12 protein-coding genes and 1 pseudogene are annotated in these 14,854 nt (G+C 58.3%); 5 read left to right on the top strand and 8 right to left on the bottom strand.

The genetic code is table 11. The features are described from left to right. The first annotated feature begins 208 nt into the window (after positions 1-208). Complete coding sequence (locus tag ACTU46_RS09065) at positions 209-1,702, top strand: hypothetical protein (protein WP_443381069.1); 1,494 nt, start codon at positions 209-211, stop codon at positions 1,700-1,702. Positions 1,703-1,818: 116 nt separating this feature from the next. Here ACTU46_RS09065 and ACTU46_RS09070 read toward each other — a convergent pair whose 3' ends face one another. From ACTU46_RS09070 to ACTU46_RS09085, 4 genes are all read right to left on the bottom strand, one after another. Beyond that, complete coding sequence (locus tag ACTU46_RS09070; RefSeq protein WP_443381071.1) at positions 1,819-2,541, bottom strand: heme peroxidase; 723 nt, start codon at positions 2,539-2,541, stop codon at positions 1,819-1,821. 189 nt (positions 2,542-2,730) lie between these two features. Then, positions 2,731-3,387: a hypothetical protein gene (locus tag ACTU46_RS09075; RefSeq protein WP_443381073.1), complete on the bottom strand. Its 657-nt coding sequence runs from the start codon at positions 3,385-3,387 to the stop codon at positions 2,731-2,733. A gap of 96 nt (positions 3,388-3,483) precedes the next feature. Beyond that, positions 3,484-3,657 (bottom strand): hypothetical protein, encoded by a 174-nt coding sequence (locus ACTU46_RS09080; RefSeq protein WP_443381075.1) that lies wholly within the window; start codon positions 3,655-3,657, stop codon positions 3,484-3,486. Between the two features lie 40 nt (positions 3,658-3,697). Beyond that, entirely contained in the window at positions 3,698-4,105 is a 408-nt protein-coding gene (locus tag ACTU46_RS09085) for a hypothetical protein (protein WP_443381078.1), read from the bottom strand. A 694-nt stretch (positions 4,106-4,799) separates the two neighbouring features. Here ACTU46_RS09085 and ACTU46_RS09090 point away from each other — a divergent pair. The 3 genes from ACTU46_RS09090 to ACTU46_RS09100 all read left to right on the top strand — a co-directional run bounded on the left by ACTU46_RS09090 (position 4,800) and on the right by ACTU46_RS09100 (position 8,175). Further along, complete coding sequence (locus ACTU46_RS09090) at positions 4,800-5,036, top strand: hypothetical protein (RefSeq protein WP_443381080.1); 237 nt, start codon at positions 4,800-4,802, stop codon at positions 5,034-5,036. Positions 5,037-5,347: 311 nt separating this feature from the next. Next, positions 5,348-6,415 carry a hypothetical protein gene (locus tag ACTU46_RS09095; protein ID WP_443381284.1) on the top strand — a complete coding sequence of 356 codons (1,068 nt, stop codon included), beginning with the start codon at positions 5,348-5,350 and terminating at the stop codon, positions 6,413-6,415. After that, positions 6,412-8,175 (top strand): hypothetical protein, encoded by a 1,764-nt coding sequence (locus ACTU46_RS09100; protein ID WP_443381083.1) that lies wholly within the window; start codon positions 6,412-6,414, stop codon positions 8,173-8,175. Before ACTU46_RS09095 ends, ACTU46_RS09100 begins: the two co-directional genes overlap by 4 nt. A gap of 459 nt (positions 8,176-8,634) precedes the next feature. On the opposite strand, the gene ACTU46_RS09105 is transcribed toward ACTU46_RS09100, so the two are convergent. After that, positions 8,635-9,831, bottom strand: a complete 1,197-nt coding sequence (locus ACTU46_RS09105) for a N(5)-(carboxyethyl)ornithine synthase (RefSeq protein WP_443381086.1) — start codon at positions 9,829-9,831, stop codon at positions 8,635-8,637. 836 nt (positions 9,832-10,667) lie between these two features. Between ACTU46_RS09105 and ACTU46_RS09110 the strand changes: the two are divergent. Beyond that, positions 10,668-11,562, top strand: a pseudogene (locus ACTU46_RS09110) (SDR family oxidoreductase). 32 nt (positions 11,563-11,594) lie between these two features. Here the strand turns inward: ACTU46_RS09110 and ACTU46_RS09115 are convergent. The 3 genes from ACTU46_RS09115 to ACTU46_RS09125 form a co-directional block, all read right to left on the bottom strand. Continuing rightward, positions 11,595-12,587, bottom strand: a complete 993-nt coding sequence (locus tag ACTU46_RS09115) for a cation diffusion facilitator family transporter (RefSeq protein WP_443381286.1) — start codon at positions 12,585-12,587, stop codon at positions 11,595-11,597. Beyond that, positions 12,584-13,072, bottom strand: a complete 489-nt coding sequence (locus ACTU46_RS09120; protein ID WP_443381089.1) for a transporter substrate-binding domain-containing protein — start codon at positions 13,070-13,072, stop codon at positions 12,584-12,586. Before ACTU46_RS09120 ends, ACTU46_RS09115 begins: the two co-directional genes overlap by 4 nt. A 532-nt stretch (positions 13,073-13,604) precedes the next feature. Further along, complete coding sequence (locus ACTU46_RS09125; protein WP_443381091.1) at positions 13,605-14,741, bottom strand: FUSC family protein; 1,137 nt, start codon at positions 14,739-14,741, stop codon at positions 13,605-13,607. Positions 14,742-14,854: the final 113 nt, after the last annotated feature.

Below are 14,854 nucleotides of genomic sequence, written 5' to 3' on the forward strand. Positions count from 1 at the left end.
ACAGTTTAGGTGAGAGCAGAGGGCTGACTGATTTCAGGAAAGCGGGTTCAGACTGCCGTCCCCACTCGAATCGATGCTACTGCAAAATCAAGTTTTAGACCGAATTTACGGAACTGTCACCCATCCGGCGCTGCACACTAATAAATAGCAGGTAATTGGAAATTACTGCTGGCAACAGCACCCCATCAATCTGACATACGATGAACAAATGACTACCAGCTCCACGAACCAGCCAGCACGCACACCGGATAATCTGCGGAATTTCTACCGCTGGCTTGATGATGAGCACCTGCTGGTGCTGTCGAATGACCCGTTTGAGGGCGAAGGTCTCCAACCTCTCGGCGCACTTATGGAGGAAATCCAGCAGGGCCCGGGCAGCGGCATTATCGCTGCGATCGGCGGAGTCGCCGTGATCGGCCAGGTCGTTGGCACGCTGCACAACACGTTTAAGACTACCGGCTATCTTAAGTTCACCGATGCCACGGCGAAACTTCTTGAAGAGGGAAGGACACTAACCGAGAAGAACGGCGAGATCTACGGGAGCCTGCGCGGCCCGAATGGCCGCTACGCGGAGAGGATGGCGGTCACACGGGTCACGGTTAATCCGGAGAGCAACCCGATCACCGAGATCAGCGATGCGGTCGGCCAGTTTGCGCTCAACATGCAAATTCGAGACTTTTCGAAGATTAACGCGCAGCTCAGCGAGGACGTCAACTCCCTTCTGGAGGAGCAACGCCAGATCAAGCACGACGAGATTAGTGCGATCGCCGACACCATCAATGGCTTGTGGCGCGAGGCCGACCGATTGCGTGCTGTCGATAATGACATCTTCTACCCTGTCCGCCACTCTTTGCCGCAAATTGCGCAAGCGATCAAAACCTACCGGACCAATGTGCAGAAGCACTTGAAGCATATGAAGGATGCCCCGGTCGCTTACTTCAAGACGGACGGTCAGCAGATCATTTTTGACGTCCACGGCATGCTGCTCGCCGAAGAAACCTGGTTGCGTTGGAATTATCTGCGTATCGCTAATGTCAGGTACACCACGGGTGACGACGCGCGTACTACCGAACTCCTTGCCGATCTCGCCGAGGCTAGAACCACGAGCCTTTCGGAGATTTCATCTCTGATGGACGACATTGACCATTACTCGTGGATCTTCACGTCGGTGTCCAAACAGTCGACAGGCTCCATCCCAAGCTCGATCTATCAACTTACCAAGTGGGCAGCGTCCATGGGGGGCGTACCGCACCAGGAACCGGCCTTTCCCTTCCCGAAGTATCTCGCGGCTAATTCCTGGACCGTTCCTAGTTCGATTAATATCGCCAACGCTATTTTGCCCCGCGACGACACCATGCTTGCCGTCGGTGAGGTCGCGACGAGAAAGCGCGGCCCTTTGGACACAACGCTTGTCCTCACATCTACGACTCTTTATCTCGAGGCCACCGCCACCCTGCAGTCCGACGGGCGGTTCGACATCGCCATCCCAATCAAGGATTTGACCATTTCAACCAGCAGGTATTCCATGGTTTCCCCACCAACGCTGACCTTGACTACCGGTCAACGCACCTTCAATCTGACATTCGGGAAGTCCGTGATCACGGAACAGCGAGACGCCTACGACGGCATCGTCAGCATTCTCAAAGGCACAGAGCCACTGATAGCGAAAAACAAAAAGCCCCAGGATTCGATGGAGAAGTAAATTCCTGCGCTACGCACGATCGACTTGCTCAAGAAACGTAATATTCTCGATGGAGTCTTCTCACAGAGAGTGACATCGTATTCTGCGTTGTCAGGCTCTTTGGGATCGGCTCGTTCTTACTCCAGTCGTGTTTTATCTGGCTGAAGGTAGGGGCGGTCTGACTGGTAACGCCAGATGGTGTGGTCGAGATAACTGTAGTTGGCCCCAATGATGTCTGCGACTTCCTCTACCAACCTTGAAGCATCCTTCGGGGAAATCTTTCTTTGACGCCCGAGTGATTGGGTGACGAAGCGGACGACCATTCGGTCTGCTTTCACTCCCGGGATTCCGTTGAGCATGAGGAAGTAATTCCAGGTCAGTGCACTTTTTTGTCCCGTTATTGCCAGCCATTCCTTGGAGATATCTGACCGCTCGCGACTTTCCCGGGACTCCAACCTCATTACGGCATCGTTGACGGTTTCGATGGAGTGCCATGCAAGTACCTTTGCTGCTTCCAACGCTGCATATGCCTTGTAGGGTGCGTGAAACTGGGATGATGTTCTCCATCGATTGTTCGTGCGCTCCACGAATGTATCGACTCCTCCCCATCGGTGGAATGTTTCGATGAGATCAGTGGCGGTATCAACCTCGGGATCGGCTCCTTCGGCAGTTCGAAGGTGCCGGTACCGATTGACTAGGTTGATTACCCCTGCATACCGGTTACTGGTCGAATAAATGGAGTCGAGAATCGCCAGTGCGACGCTTTGGTAGCCGTCGGGTCTGAACCATCGGTTAGGGTCCGTGCCAAACTGGGTTGTGATGTGGGTCAGGAGCTTTTGAGTGTCTTCGTTAGTAGTCAACAGATTTCCGTTCTTTGCTGGTTGATGGCTCGATGGGGGAAAATCTGCCACAGATGTGTTCACCAGAAGTTGTGGTCGAACTCGTCGCTAAAGTGGTGCCGATGGTAGTTGTCGAAGGAGTCTGTGCCGGTTGCTCGTTCTGACTCTGGGTAGAGCATCCACCGGACCCATCGAGGAAATCTGCTTGTTCTAAGGAGAGGAAGCTTGCTTTGCTAGCTTTTGCTCTAATCGTGCGGTCCGTTTATCCCAGTCGGAAGTCCAGCCATTTTCTTGTGCTTCTCGGACGAGGTCAAGTGCTTCCTGAAACTTCTTTTCCTTTTCAAGCACGACGGCAAGTTGCCTGTAACCAACGTGCCCTGGCAGTCCCGTTCCGGGAAACTCTTCCAGGAAAGCTCCCTTTGCCTGCTCTTGCATGGCAATCTGCTCTCGACAAGTGGCAAGTGCTTTTGAATAGAAGTCTTCACGGCCTCGGTCACGGTAGTACAAGGTTATGAGGGAGCTAAGAGCAAAGTGCTTATCCAGCGGATCTGGGCTGTAAGCTGCGAGTTCGAGCGTTTTCTCAGCAATTTTTCGGCCCAGGTCTCGATGATCCGGACCAGTAAACCAAGAGTCCAAACTCCTAAGCACTCTGGCAGCCGAGGGGCCTGGGCTCAGGTGTGATCCTTCAATAGGTAGGAATCCATGTTCGGGGTCCAGTCCAAATGGGCGTACTCGGTCAAGTATGCGTGAACGGTTCTCGTCAGAAATCTCGTTCATCCACCATTCTTGAAGCTTGGCGTAGGCGAGCGTGTTATCGGGAGATTGGGCTTCTTGAGCGGACTGAGGTGGCTGGGTCATAGAACTCATTTCGAAGGTTTAAGGAGTCGCCTCCAGAATATCGGGCCGACGAAGGAGGGTGCCCTCGAGAGAAGCGCAGCTTTCGCACAAGCTGGGATCACGGTTCTAACCTTCGAGAATTTCGCGGATGATGATGTCGTCGGTGTCATAACACCCCAGGCACGCCGCAGCAATCTCTTCGAGGTGGTCGATGGCTGGTTCTTCCGGCAGGCGTGTGAGCAGGATGTCAAGAAGAGAGTGCGTCCTGGCAGCGGCGTTATGCGTACTGTGACTCACCATTCTGAGCGCCTCCAGTGATAACGGGTGGGCCTTGCGTGGTCTAAGGGGTCAGCTGCCACACCAGGTTTCCTGCGTTGCGGCCGTTAACGGTGGGATTGCAGTAGAGCGGAGTGCCGTCCACGATTGTAATGGTGGAGGTCTCGTCGTAGCAGAGCTGACCAGGTTGCACCGTAAGAGCCATTTGTTCGGCCATTTGGGCTTCGATCTCAGGGTTGGGAACAATGCCGGGGGATGTGTGCCAGAAGAGGGCGTCAGTGAGATTAAGGTTGGCGCAGTAGAGGGTGCTGCCATCTGCTGCGGTTCCTGTCCCGCCATAGGGCTGGCAGTAGTTGCCCAGCACTGCAGTAGGAGCGGGGATAACTGCTGGAACTGCAGAATTAGGCGCAGGAGTCGACGGTGCTGGTGGAACAACTGGCTCTTTAATCGGAATCACACTGGTGCTCTGCAACCCGCTCTCCTCGGTCGTCGGGGACGGCGATGGTGTCGAGTTCTTAGTCGAAGACTTAGTGGTTGAGGTAGTGGCGCTAGATGACGATGTCTCATCTTCTGATGGGGTTGGCGAGGAGGTGCAACCGGTGAGCAGTAGAGCAGCTGCTACCACCAGAGGGAGGATCCGTTTCATTACCTGAGTGTAGGAAACGCCACAGATATAGGTAGGCCGTTTCGAATAATACTTTTAGGACTTATCCGGCATCTTGTCTCCACATCGACGAAAGACTATGTTCGCGTCGCGTAGCTTTGCGCATGAGGGTGGTGGCGTAGGTCCGATTTCTTTGTGATTCTGTCGGGCTCAGCAGGTGAAAGGGTGTGCGATACGGGAATGCTGAGGTGTCGTAGAAGATCATGCATTTCAATGAGGTATCTGAAGACTCATTCTCTATAAGTTATCTAGAACACGGTTTCTATTGAAGGGAAAATCGCAGAGGCCAGCAAGAATCCGCGAATCCCACCCTTGTGATTCCGGCAGATCCCGGTATGATCATGTGCAGTACATCACATCCCTCTGGTGAACGCCTAAGTTGCCAAATGGAGGGAGCCCACTCGGGGAGTTGATGCGAGTTGTAACGGAGTGTTGGACCGTCTGACACTCCAGGAGTCGGCGACCGCCGTTGGCTCTCACTGCTGGCCCCGAGGAGTGAGCGATGATCGATCTACCCGCTGGGCGATATGGCCCCGGCCGAGCCCGGCAAGTCCCTGATGGCTCGGTGGTGCGCCTAGAGCTTCGCCTGCCCGCTCCCTTGGCGCAGAAAATCGCTCAGCGCGCGGAGGCGGCAGACCTCCCCAGGACCAGGCTCGTGGAACGGATCCTGGTCGAACACTTCCGTCGGGACCGTGATGGCCTGGATGGGTATGGGGCCCGGGACGGACCCGATATCTGACTGGAAAGCGGTCGGCAAAGATGACGCCAGCATTATCTCAAGCTGGCCCCAGCCCTGATGCGGAAGTGAAGAAAGGGGATATCGCGACACAGCGATAATTATCGGCGCGAAAACGCGCATAGAAAAGCGGGACCGGATTCTCGACAAATCCGGCCCCGCCGACAGCTCAAATTCCGGCAAAGAATTTGACCTGTAACTCCCTCATAAAACACCTTTCACAGCCCTTTAGGAGGAGACATGTCTATCTTGACATGCCCACACGCCATCGGCAACCCCCACACCGCCCACCCGTTCGAAAGGAGGTGGGTGTGATGGGGCGCTTCACGAAAATGGCTCCGGCCGAGCCGTCGGAGGAGCCCCAGCGGCACGACCGCGAGGAGATGGTCAGTGCTCCCGACCGGATCCGCCGGCTCACCCTGACCACCCTGCCCGATAAGGGCCGCTACGCGCGACTCAAAACCCTGTCGATTGCTAAACCTGCGGGACCGCTGCGCTCCCAGGCTATCGAGCGCGCCGCCCGGGTCCAGGCCCACACCCCGCCTCTGGGGGAGGTTTCCGATGCGAAAATCGCTCGGATTATCGCCCGTTTCCTTTACGAGGAGGCCGTCACCGACGGTCAGGTCGACGAGCAACGGGCTCTGACCAGGGCCAACGTGGACCGTTGGTTACTCAAGGACAATTCTTTTTCGCGGACTAGCAGAAAAACGTACAGCCACGCCCTCTATGAGGCTGGGCGTACCCTGTACCCGAGAGAGTTCCCGGCCCGCCGTGTCGTCAACGGCCCGCGGGGCCGGGCCACCCCAGCCGCCCCCTCCGGCACCGCCGACGAACTCTATGCCACCGCCGTAGCGGTCCCGGACATCCTTCGACCGCGCCTTCTCCTGGTGCTTGACCTGCTCACCGGGGCCGGGCTGCGCTCCCAGGAGATTCGCGAGGTCACCGGCACCGACATCACCGCCACCCGCCTGGAATGTGGCCGCGAGATCGTCCTGGTCCGGGTGCGACGCCGCGGAAAAGTCGATCGGGTGGTCCCGGTGATCTGTCCCCGCCGGGGCCATCGCCTCCAGGTCCGGGCCGCCGAGGTCGGCACCGGCACGCTCTACCCGCTAACGATCAACGGGGCGGTGAGCAGAAATGCTGTGAATAAGCTTAATGACAGGTTGCGCGAGTATGGGTTTTCCGGTCTCGACGCCGTCGGCCTGCGCAACAGGTGGATCATGGACATGGCCACTACGCCGGGAATCCCGACCGCGGCCGTCCTCCGGCTCGCCGGAGTTGGTGACCTACGTGTACTGGCTGACCAGGCGGATCAGCTGCCGAAATATAGCCCGGAGCAGCTCGCCGAGATGCTCAGTGACGCCGAGGAGGGAGCAGCATGATCAGTAAAAAATCTCTGGGGTACACGATCAAGCATGAGCTGCTGGAGGAGTGTGCCAGTTTCCTGGAGGCCTCCGGGGCACTGACGCTGATCGAGGGCTATTACGAAGAGTCTCGAGGGCAGGGTGGGCGGACGGCCGAGCGCCGGTTTTCCATGCTCGGCGTTCTCGCCCTGCAGGCGGCGCTGATCACCATTGGGCGGGTCCCGTCCGACTCAGAGACCTGGCGGATGATCCGTGAGCTCAGCGACAGTCAGTTGCGGCGTCTCGGGATGACCCCAGCTGCACGATCGGCGACCTACGGCTCGTTCGCGCGGTGGGTGACCAGCCGTCGGGCTCCGCTTGACCCGGGGTTCGACCTGCCGGCATGTCGGGTAACCAATAGTGAGCACCGACGGCACCTTGCGTCGCGCTCGCCCGAGACTGCGGCGGCGTGCGCGCTAGCAGCTGAGCGACTGCACACCGTGGTCAATCTGATCGTCGCCGCTTCAATCGACGAGAAGGATCCTCCCGGTGGTCAGGGTGATGTTGTCGTCGACGAAACGATCATTGACCTGGCGGGACAGTCTGACGGGCTCGGCTCGAAGGACAACAAATTCCGTGCCGCAGCGTATGCGGGAGCGTACTACCTGCGTGACCGGGTGGACAATGGGATAGTCACCGACGGCGGTTCGGTACGCAGTGTCAAAAAGACAGGGTTCGGTATTGGCGTCACCGCGGTGACCCGCGTCGGCCCCACAGCTGATCTGTATGCCATCCCTCCGGTGATTACCGCGATTGCGATTCACCAGCCGACCTCAGCCTCGATCAGCGGGATGCGGCGGGCTCTTGAGGCCCACCAGTCCAACGGCCTCGATCAGCGTCGCGGTGGGCGTGCCCGGATGCCGTATCTCACCGTGGATATGGGCTACAACCAGAAGAGGGATTTCTCGGATGCCTGTCTGGAACTCGGGTACTCACCCGTCGTGCGTTACCCCAGGTCGTGGCGTCTACTGTGGGCCAGCGCCGGCTCCGAGCACACCCTCGATGGCCAGGCCGCGGGGCCGGTGCAGATCGCCGGAGATTTTTATTGCCCCGTCGCTGCGGAATTTAGCGGCCGTGACAAATTGGTGCGGAAAACCGTGGACATGCTCTCTGATGACGATGGGTTTGACCAGCATGACCGGCGGTTGGAGCGGCTTCTACCGCTGCTGATGGGCACGAATTCCAGGCCGTACCGGGCGCGGAAGCGAGGGCGCCCGCGACAGGGAGACCAGGCAAACGATCTGGGCGTGCGGATTGATCTGGTGTGTCCTGCAGTCCAGGGACGGGTCCGGTGCCCGCTGAAGCCAGCATCAATGCTCAATGAGCATGGTATGGCTCCAACAGTATCGCCGTCATGGAGTGCTGAGCGCTATCGGTGCTGTGCAAAATCTCAGGTGACGGTGCCGTACTCCGAGGATCAGTGGCGCATGGCCACCTGGGGGCTGACGCCCGGTTCGTGGGAGCATGCCACCTACTTTGAAGCGGCTAGGTCCCTGACGGAGCAACGGTTTTCGCTGATGAAATCCCAGCATACGAATGGGTTCTCGGATCTAAAATGGTCTGCCAGACGCGAGCCGGCCATCAATTTGCTGATTGCGTTGTGGGTGGCTAGGACCAATCGTTGGATTCAGAACAAATCTGCGTCCGGAACCAAGCTTGAATCATCAATTCGGGTGCGGATGCGGCAGATCGCCGAGGATATAGGACGCGCCCCGGTGAAGATTCCACCTCGGACATAGTCATTCGGGAACTGGGCCGGGTGCTGCCAATGGTCGCACCTGGCCCACGCATGCGTTTTGACCAGGAAAGTCTCGGGAGTTTAGCGTCGATTTCACAGGGGAGAGTCGTGGATGCGTCCGCATCCGGGACCGGAGGCGAAGTATATTCTCGGCCCCGCAGTGCCGGGTGGGGGATTCTGGCGTGATCTCGGCGGAGGAAAAACCTACTCCCGTGGCCATGAAAAATATCGGGAGTTCGCACTGTTAATCTCGGGAATCATCTCTCAGAATCATTATCTGAGCAGGGTTCGACGTCCGCACACAACGAGCGGTTCTCGAACTGCAATGACCGGAGGTCACAAACCCGAAAGGGTTTGTGACCTCCGGTTTTTCGTCATTTCGGGGTGGGGTGACGGGAAATGTGGGGGAGGGGGAGTTGGGGATCGGGGGAATTCCCAGTTCACCCCAGGAATCAATCATCTAGGCGGTCCGAGTATGAGGGTAGGCGGACTCGCGACCTTGAAAACTCAAGATGCTCTGGTTCTGGATCACGCCGTCGTGGATTTCGATCGCTCGGGAGACCGTGAGATTTTCCGCCCACGAAGATGGTCCTTCCATGACCGCGCGCAGGAACGGCAGAATCGCCTCGCTGATTTCCCAGGTCGCCGAGTTCCACAGGTATGAGGGGCTGTGATCGACGGAGTAGTAGTCCACCCCTTGGCCGACAGTGAACATTGGTTCGTCAAACGTGGTGGGCCTCGCCCATTCGAAACCCATCCCCTGATCGCATGAAACGTCGATGATGAGGCTTCCCGAGGCAAAATATTCTAGATCCTCGGTCCTCAAATAGGTCAATGGTGCGGCGACGTCCTGGAGTGTGCAGTTGACGACGATGTCGTGAGATGCCAGAAACTTTGGTAGTAGGACGTCGCCATCCGGTGTGAGAACCGTGCTGAGGTGGGTCGCGCCGGAATCGGTGTTGAGCTGAGCGATATGTGCGGAGTGGATCGGCGAGCCGACCGCCGCGACACCACGCTGTGTGAGGACCTGAATGTCGTGGATCCCGTGCGCCTTGAGCGCGGTCACGGCACCTCGCGCAGTTGCGCCGAAGCCGATGACGACCGCGCTGAGTCGTGGTCCGTAGTCCCCGGTTGATCCGATCAAACTCAAGGCGTGCAGCACGGAGCAATAGCCGGCAAGCTCGTTGTTCTTGTGGAATACGTGTAGGCCGAAATCACCCCGGTGGGTCCAGTGGTTCATTGCCTCAAAGGCGATGAGCGTGAGATGACGATCAATCGCTGTCTGTGTCATGCTGACATCCTGCACGCAGTGTGGCCACCCCCACAGAACGCGGCTCTCGGGAATCGTTGCCACGTCCGCTGCCTGCGGTTTGGGCAGAAGCAGCACGTCAGCCGATTCGAGTACCTCGGAGCGCTCCGCGACCCTACCTACGCGCGACTCAAGGTAACCGGGTTCCAGTTGGAAGTCAGCGCCGTAGCCACGCTCAACGATCATCTGCGCACGCAGATCCGGGTCGATCTGGTCCAGATGATGAGGATGTATCGGTAGTCGTCGCTCGTGTTCCATCGAGGATCCTGCGAGGATCCCGAGGGTGAGCAAAGAGGTGTTCACCGACTTAGTCGGGACAGCAGTGGTGGAGAAGGGGGCGTCGGACATCGGAATTCCCATCATTGGGGAACCAAAGTCAGCTCCTGAGCTGACTGTACGCCGATCTCCTGCGAGAACTATCTTTCATCGATGATGCTCCTTCCCTACTTTCACCCACGCAGGTCCTGGCGGAGCCGAGAGCGGAGTTCGAAGATTCCGAGGTAGTTGCCTTCGGTATTCGGGCTCGTGGGGTGGGCACTAAGCCCGGAAAGCTCATCGACGTGCCGGATCAGCAGAAGGAGATGCGGTCCAATCCACCATTGGCGGCCATTCAGGTCATAGCGATGCAGATTACAGTCATAAGAGTTACTGAAAATAGGAGCATCACCACCAGGCTCCCAGTAGTAGATTCCATGATGTTTTCCTTTTGTGGTAACTCTTCTTGCAGTGTTTTCACTCCGAAGGAGTGGGGATATCTGCCCAGGAAACTTCCTGAACTATTCGATGGTTCTCGGGTAGCTTCTCATTTATAGTGTGTGTGAGAAATCTGGAACCACGAGGCTTTTTAAGCCCGAAATTAAGCCCCAAAGTGGAAATGTAGTTCTCCCGTGGGCTTTGCCGAACAGGTTTTTGGGGCTTCTCGTAATCATTAATTCCAGCCCGGAAATATCAGGGACTTAATCTGAATCAGGCGTGAAACGTGCTTGCCGGTTTAATGGACTGACCTGGTGTTGAGAGTCCCTCATATTGGAACGCTGGTTTTCTAGTTTCTTTGTCCAAAGTTGGAATTAAGGGACATCTGGGGAAAGTTAGCTTTCCGTCCAGCGCCATCGACAGGATCGGGACTTCCATTTATCGTGGACCTCACACGTAGATTCTTGCGATGAAAGATGAAAGGTGTAGCAATGGCCCCGGATTCCCACACCAATGATCCCCGCACGATGTATCCCAAGGTTGACCCGCCGAAGCAGATCCAGCCGGAACCGGGCCTTGACCTGAAACTTGATCCCCCAGGCAGACATCGGCCTGGAAAGCTACCGCGGTCATGGTCGACTCAAAGGACGGAAAGCACTGATCACCGGTGGTGATTCCGGTATCGGAGCGGCCGTGGCGATCGCCTATGCCCGCGAGGGAGCCGATGTCGCCATCGCCTATCTCCCCGAGGAACAACCGGATGCGGACAGAGTCATTCAGGCGATTGAAGCGGCGGGGCAGCGGGCCTTCGCTTTCCCCGGTGATCTCAAGGATGCTGACTACTGCCGTGAGTTGGTGTCCAAGACGGTGGAAGCGCTGGGAGGTTTAGACATCCTGGTCAACAATGCTTCACGCCAGATCTGGGCGGATGGGCTGGCCGAGATCAGTGATGATGATTTTGACCAGACCATGCAGGTGAACCTCTACGGAAGTTTCCGGGTGACCAAGGCTGCGCTGCCGCATTTGAAGCCGGGTGCCTCAATCATCTTCACCTCCTCGATTCAGGCGTATGAGCCTTCGCCGACGCTGCTTGACTACGCGATGACCAAGGCCGCGATGAATAACCTGTCCAAGGGTTTGGCCGGCAGTCTGATCAGTCAGGGGATTCGGGTCAATTCGGTGGCTCCGGGTCCGTTCTGGACGCCGTTGCAGCCCAGTCATGGCCAACCACAGGAAAAGGTGGCGGGCTTCGGCAATCAGTCTCCGTTGGGTCGGGCCGGGCATCCGGTGGAATTGGCTGGTGCCTATGTGTTTTTGGCTTCTGATGAGGCCAGTTATGTGGCGGGAGAAACGCTCGGGGTGACGGGCGGAACTCCCACCCCCTAAGAACGCTCACCCCTGACAGCACTCCCGGGAACTCAGGGCGCCGGTGGTACCTGCTGTGGATCGATCGCGGCGACGACCACGATCACCACATCTTGCAATTTCCAGTCGAGTGCCTCGATCTTGTGTTTCAGCTCATCAAGTTCTGTCAGCGTGGGCAGATGACCGGTAGTCGGCACCACGAACATTTCGGTGTGGAAGAGGTGTCCCTGGTCGCGGACCCGGGCGCGGGCCTGTGCCACCCAGTCGACTGCACGGACCAGCTCCTCGACCTCATCGGTCAGGGGGTGCGGGCCGTCATTGTCGAAGCGGGTGGCCCGGGCATCGCTGAGCCCGGAGACCGCCGCGTTGATGTTGGTGATGCCGTCTTTGAGGATTGACACCGAGATCACCAGCGCGGCTACGGCATCCGCCCACCACAGGCCGATGCCGATTCCCAGGACACCCACAATCGTCGCGGCCGCCGTACCCCAGTCCGCCTTGGCCATGTCGGCATCGGCGTAGAGCACCTTGTCATGGAGTGGTTGGGCGAGTTTGAGTTTGTATCGGCCGATGAAGACCATCGGGATCGAGGTGATCAGCATGACGGTGATCATCAGCCATCCAGACCAGATGTCCTGGCCGAAGAGCACCACTAACCCGATCGGTGGTTTCTCCATTTTGATCAGGGCTGAGAGGGACTCATAGACCAGGAAAGCACCCATCGCGAAGAGTGCTAGCCCGGCGACCTGGTGTGCGACAGCGATCGCCCGGTGTGGGCCATAGGGATGTTTACGGCTGGGGGCTGCCCGGATGATGCGTGCTGCCAGGAGAAATGCGATCGGGGGGACCAGGGATATCATGTCTTCGAACCAGGCGCTGCGCATTGCCTGTGATTGCCCGGCGACCAGGCCGACCAGCACAATGGTCAGGAGCACCCAGCCGATGGTGATCCATTCCAGACGGATTGCCTTGCGCAGGGCATCGCGTTGTTCTGCGGGGAGTTGTCCGAGGCCCGAGCCGAGGGCGGGTTCTTTTCTGCTCATCAGATTTCCCCGTGCTCCTCAGCGAGGTGTCGTTCCAGTGCCACCTGTAGTTCATTTTCCCCCATCCGCAGTCCCATCACCATGTCCTCGCCGCCCGCCTTTGCGTAGGAGCGGGTCATAGCCATGTGTGTGGCCCAGGGGGAGGAGGTGGTCAGGCCACCGATCACGATGTCGAGCTGGTTGTTTTTGATTTTGCCCGCCAGCACCGATTCCGGGGCGTGGTGCCACTCGATGGTGGCGTCGATACTGTCCGCGAAGCTTTCGATCAGATCTATCTCCGAGCCAGAATATTCGCCGGTTTCGGAGACGTTAGTCCATGGGTGGTGCTCGGATACCCCGACCACCAGGGTCCCCTGACGGGCGCGGTCCAGGGTGCCGATGGAATCTGCGGGAATGGTGGTGCAGGCAGTCAGCAGGAGGGGGAGGGTACATAGAGCAGCTGCAGTCAGTGAGACCCCGGACTTTCGGGGTGGGACCTTGCGGATCATAACCAGCTCCTCGGGTGTCCGGAGGATAAGAGACACAAAGTTGAGGGGGAGAGCAATCACGTCGCTGTCGCTTTCCGATGGGAAGCGGGGAGTCGATACAACCCATCCTAGGCTGAAAGTGGGTGGCCCGGCAGGTCGTGATTCTGGTCTCGGTGGTGAGAAAGCCGCCGGGAGGCCGGGCTCTGTCAGGTACCTCTCCGGCGGCTCAATTGGGCAGTTCAGGGCTGGTTTTGGGTGAATTGGGATGGTGCTTCGCCAGTATCTGCGATTCATCAGCTGCTCCGCAGGGCTGTGAGTGTGCAGCTCATCCTGCTCACCTCAGGAGATAAAGAACCTCATGAGTACTGAACACAATAAAATGAGGAGGGGCAGCCGGCACTCGTACTGACGCTGGACAAGAACTCCGACATCCATGCTGAGGATGTCGATTGTCTTCGGGCGCTGTCATCGGAAGACTCCGATCCGGCCGATCACAGCCGCTGAGGCAACGAGCAGCGGCCCAGCGCTTGTCGACGCCCCCGCCAGCCTCGCCTCACCGTGCTTCCGCGCGGCGGACGGCATGCACTTCGTCGACAAGCGAGACGATGTGCCGCAACCCGGTGAGCAGGGAGCCGTAGATCGGCCACAGCTTCCTGGGGAGGTCCTCGTCCCGCGACATTTCGTGGGCGAGGTCATCGAGGCGTTCACGAAGGCGATCAGAGTCGGTTGTGGTGTCCGGGTCGGCGATCGTCTGTCCGGCGTCCCGGGCGATGGCGGACCACTGGGCACGGAAGCGGGTGTCCCAGGAACCGTCCGCGTAGGTCGCGTCATGCAGGATGTGGGTGATGGCCCGAAGATATGAGAGACCTTCCTTGATCTGCTCCAAGACCTCCTCCCAGCTGGGTCCGTCCGCGGGATCGGGAATCCGGGAATTTCGGCGCAGGGGGATACGTCTGCGGGGGTTGATGCGACGGCTTTCCCGGGCGAAGCGGACCGCTGACCAAGCGGAGCTGAGTTCGGAGTCGAGGGACTCGATCTCCTTGATCCACTCCTCGGCGCATTCGGTATCCCATGATGAGGCAATCTCGGTTCCCATGTTCTCCAGGACCACGCCCATGCGACGCGTAACGCTGTTGATGTAATTGGAGGCCTGTCTGTCACGCAGCGGCGGCAGGACCAACATGTTGACGAGGACACCGATGGAGACTCCCACGAGGATCTCAAGCATGCGTTCACCGAAGTCCCGTGACTGTTCGGTGAAGCCGTCACTGAGCAGGAAGATCGCAGTGGTGGCCACGGTGATCCCCTCCTCCCGGATCCACCTGATGTGGGCGATGAACAACCCGATCAACAGCGCCAGCGCATAGGTCCACAGACTTACCCCGAGATACTGGCCGACGAGGAAGGTGACCACAATGCCGAGCACCGAGGCGATGGTGGACTGCACCCCGCGGGAGAGCGTGCGGTAGGCCGTCGCCTGAATGGTCAGCAGTGCGGTCCAGGGGGCGAGGAAGGGGAAGGAGGTGTCCAGGAATGTGATGGAGATCCACCAGGCCAGGGTGGTCGCGAAGATGGTCTTGGCCACCTGGATCAGGGAGGTCTGGAACTCCGGTCGACTCATCCGCTCATCTACTACGGCACGAAGTCGCTGGCCAGGTGCGGGTTTCTCGATATTATCGGCGGGTGACACGAGTGGCTCCTCAAATTGGGTTACCGAATTGGAGCCAGAGATGGGGCGGTCCGGCGGGATTCACTGAAGCCGCATTCTAATCAGCGGGAATGAGCTTTCTCTGAGTCGAAGCT

Source organism: Corynebacterium sp. A21, from assembly GCF_052266655.1.
In the GTDB taxonomy this organism is placed as follows: Bacteria; Actinomycetota; Actinomycetes; order Mycobacteriales; family Mycobacteriaceae; genus Corynebacterium.

Excerpts from the sequence above, each read along its gene's own strand:
- ACTU46_RS09075 (WP_443381073.1), bottom strand. The coding sequence starts at position 3,387 with ATGAGTTCTATGACCCAGCCACCTCAGTCCGCTCAAGAAGCCCAATCT.
- ACTU46_RS09080 (WP_443381075.1), bottom strand. The coding sequence starts at position 3,657 with ATGGTGAGTCACAGTACGCATAACGCCGCTGCCAGGACGCACTCTCTT.
- ACTU46_RS09105 (WP_443381086.1), bottom strand. The coding sequence starts at position 9,831 with ATGTCCGACGCCCCCTTCTCCACCACTGCTGTCCCGACTAAGTCGGTG.
- ACTU46_RS09120 (WP_443381089.1), bottom strand. The coding sequence starts at position 13,072 with ATGATCCGCAAGGTCCCACCCCGAAAGTCCGGGGTCTCACTGACTGCA.
- ACTU46_RS09065 (WP_443381069.1), top strand. The coding sequence starts at position 209 with ATGACTACCAGCTCCACGAACCAGCCAGCACGCACACCGGATAATCTG.
- ACTU46_RS09100 (WP_443381083.1), top strand. The coding sequence starts at position 6,412 with ATGATCAGTAAAAAATCTCTGGGGTACACGATCAAGCATGAGCTGCTG.
- ACTU46_RS09090 (WP_443381080.1), top strand. The coding sequence starts at position 4,800 with ATGATCGATCTACCCGCTGGGCGATATGGCCCCGGCCGAGCCCGGCAA.
- ACTU46_RS09095 (WP_443381284.1), top strand. The coding sequence starts at position 5,348 with ATGGGGCGCTTCACGAAAATGGCTCCGGCCGAGCCGTCGGAGGAGCCC.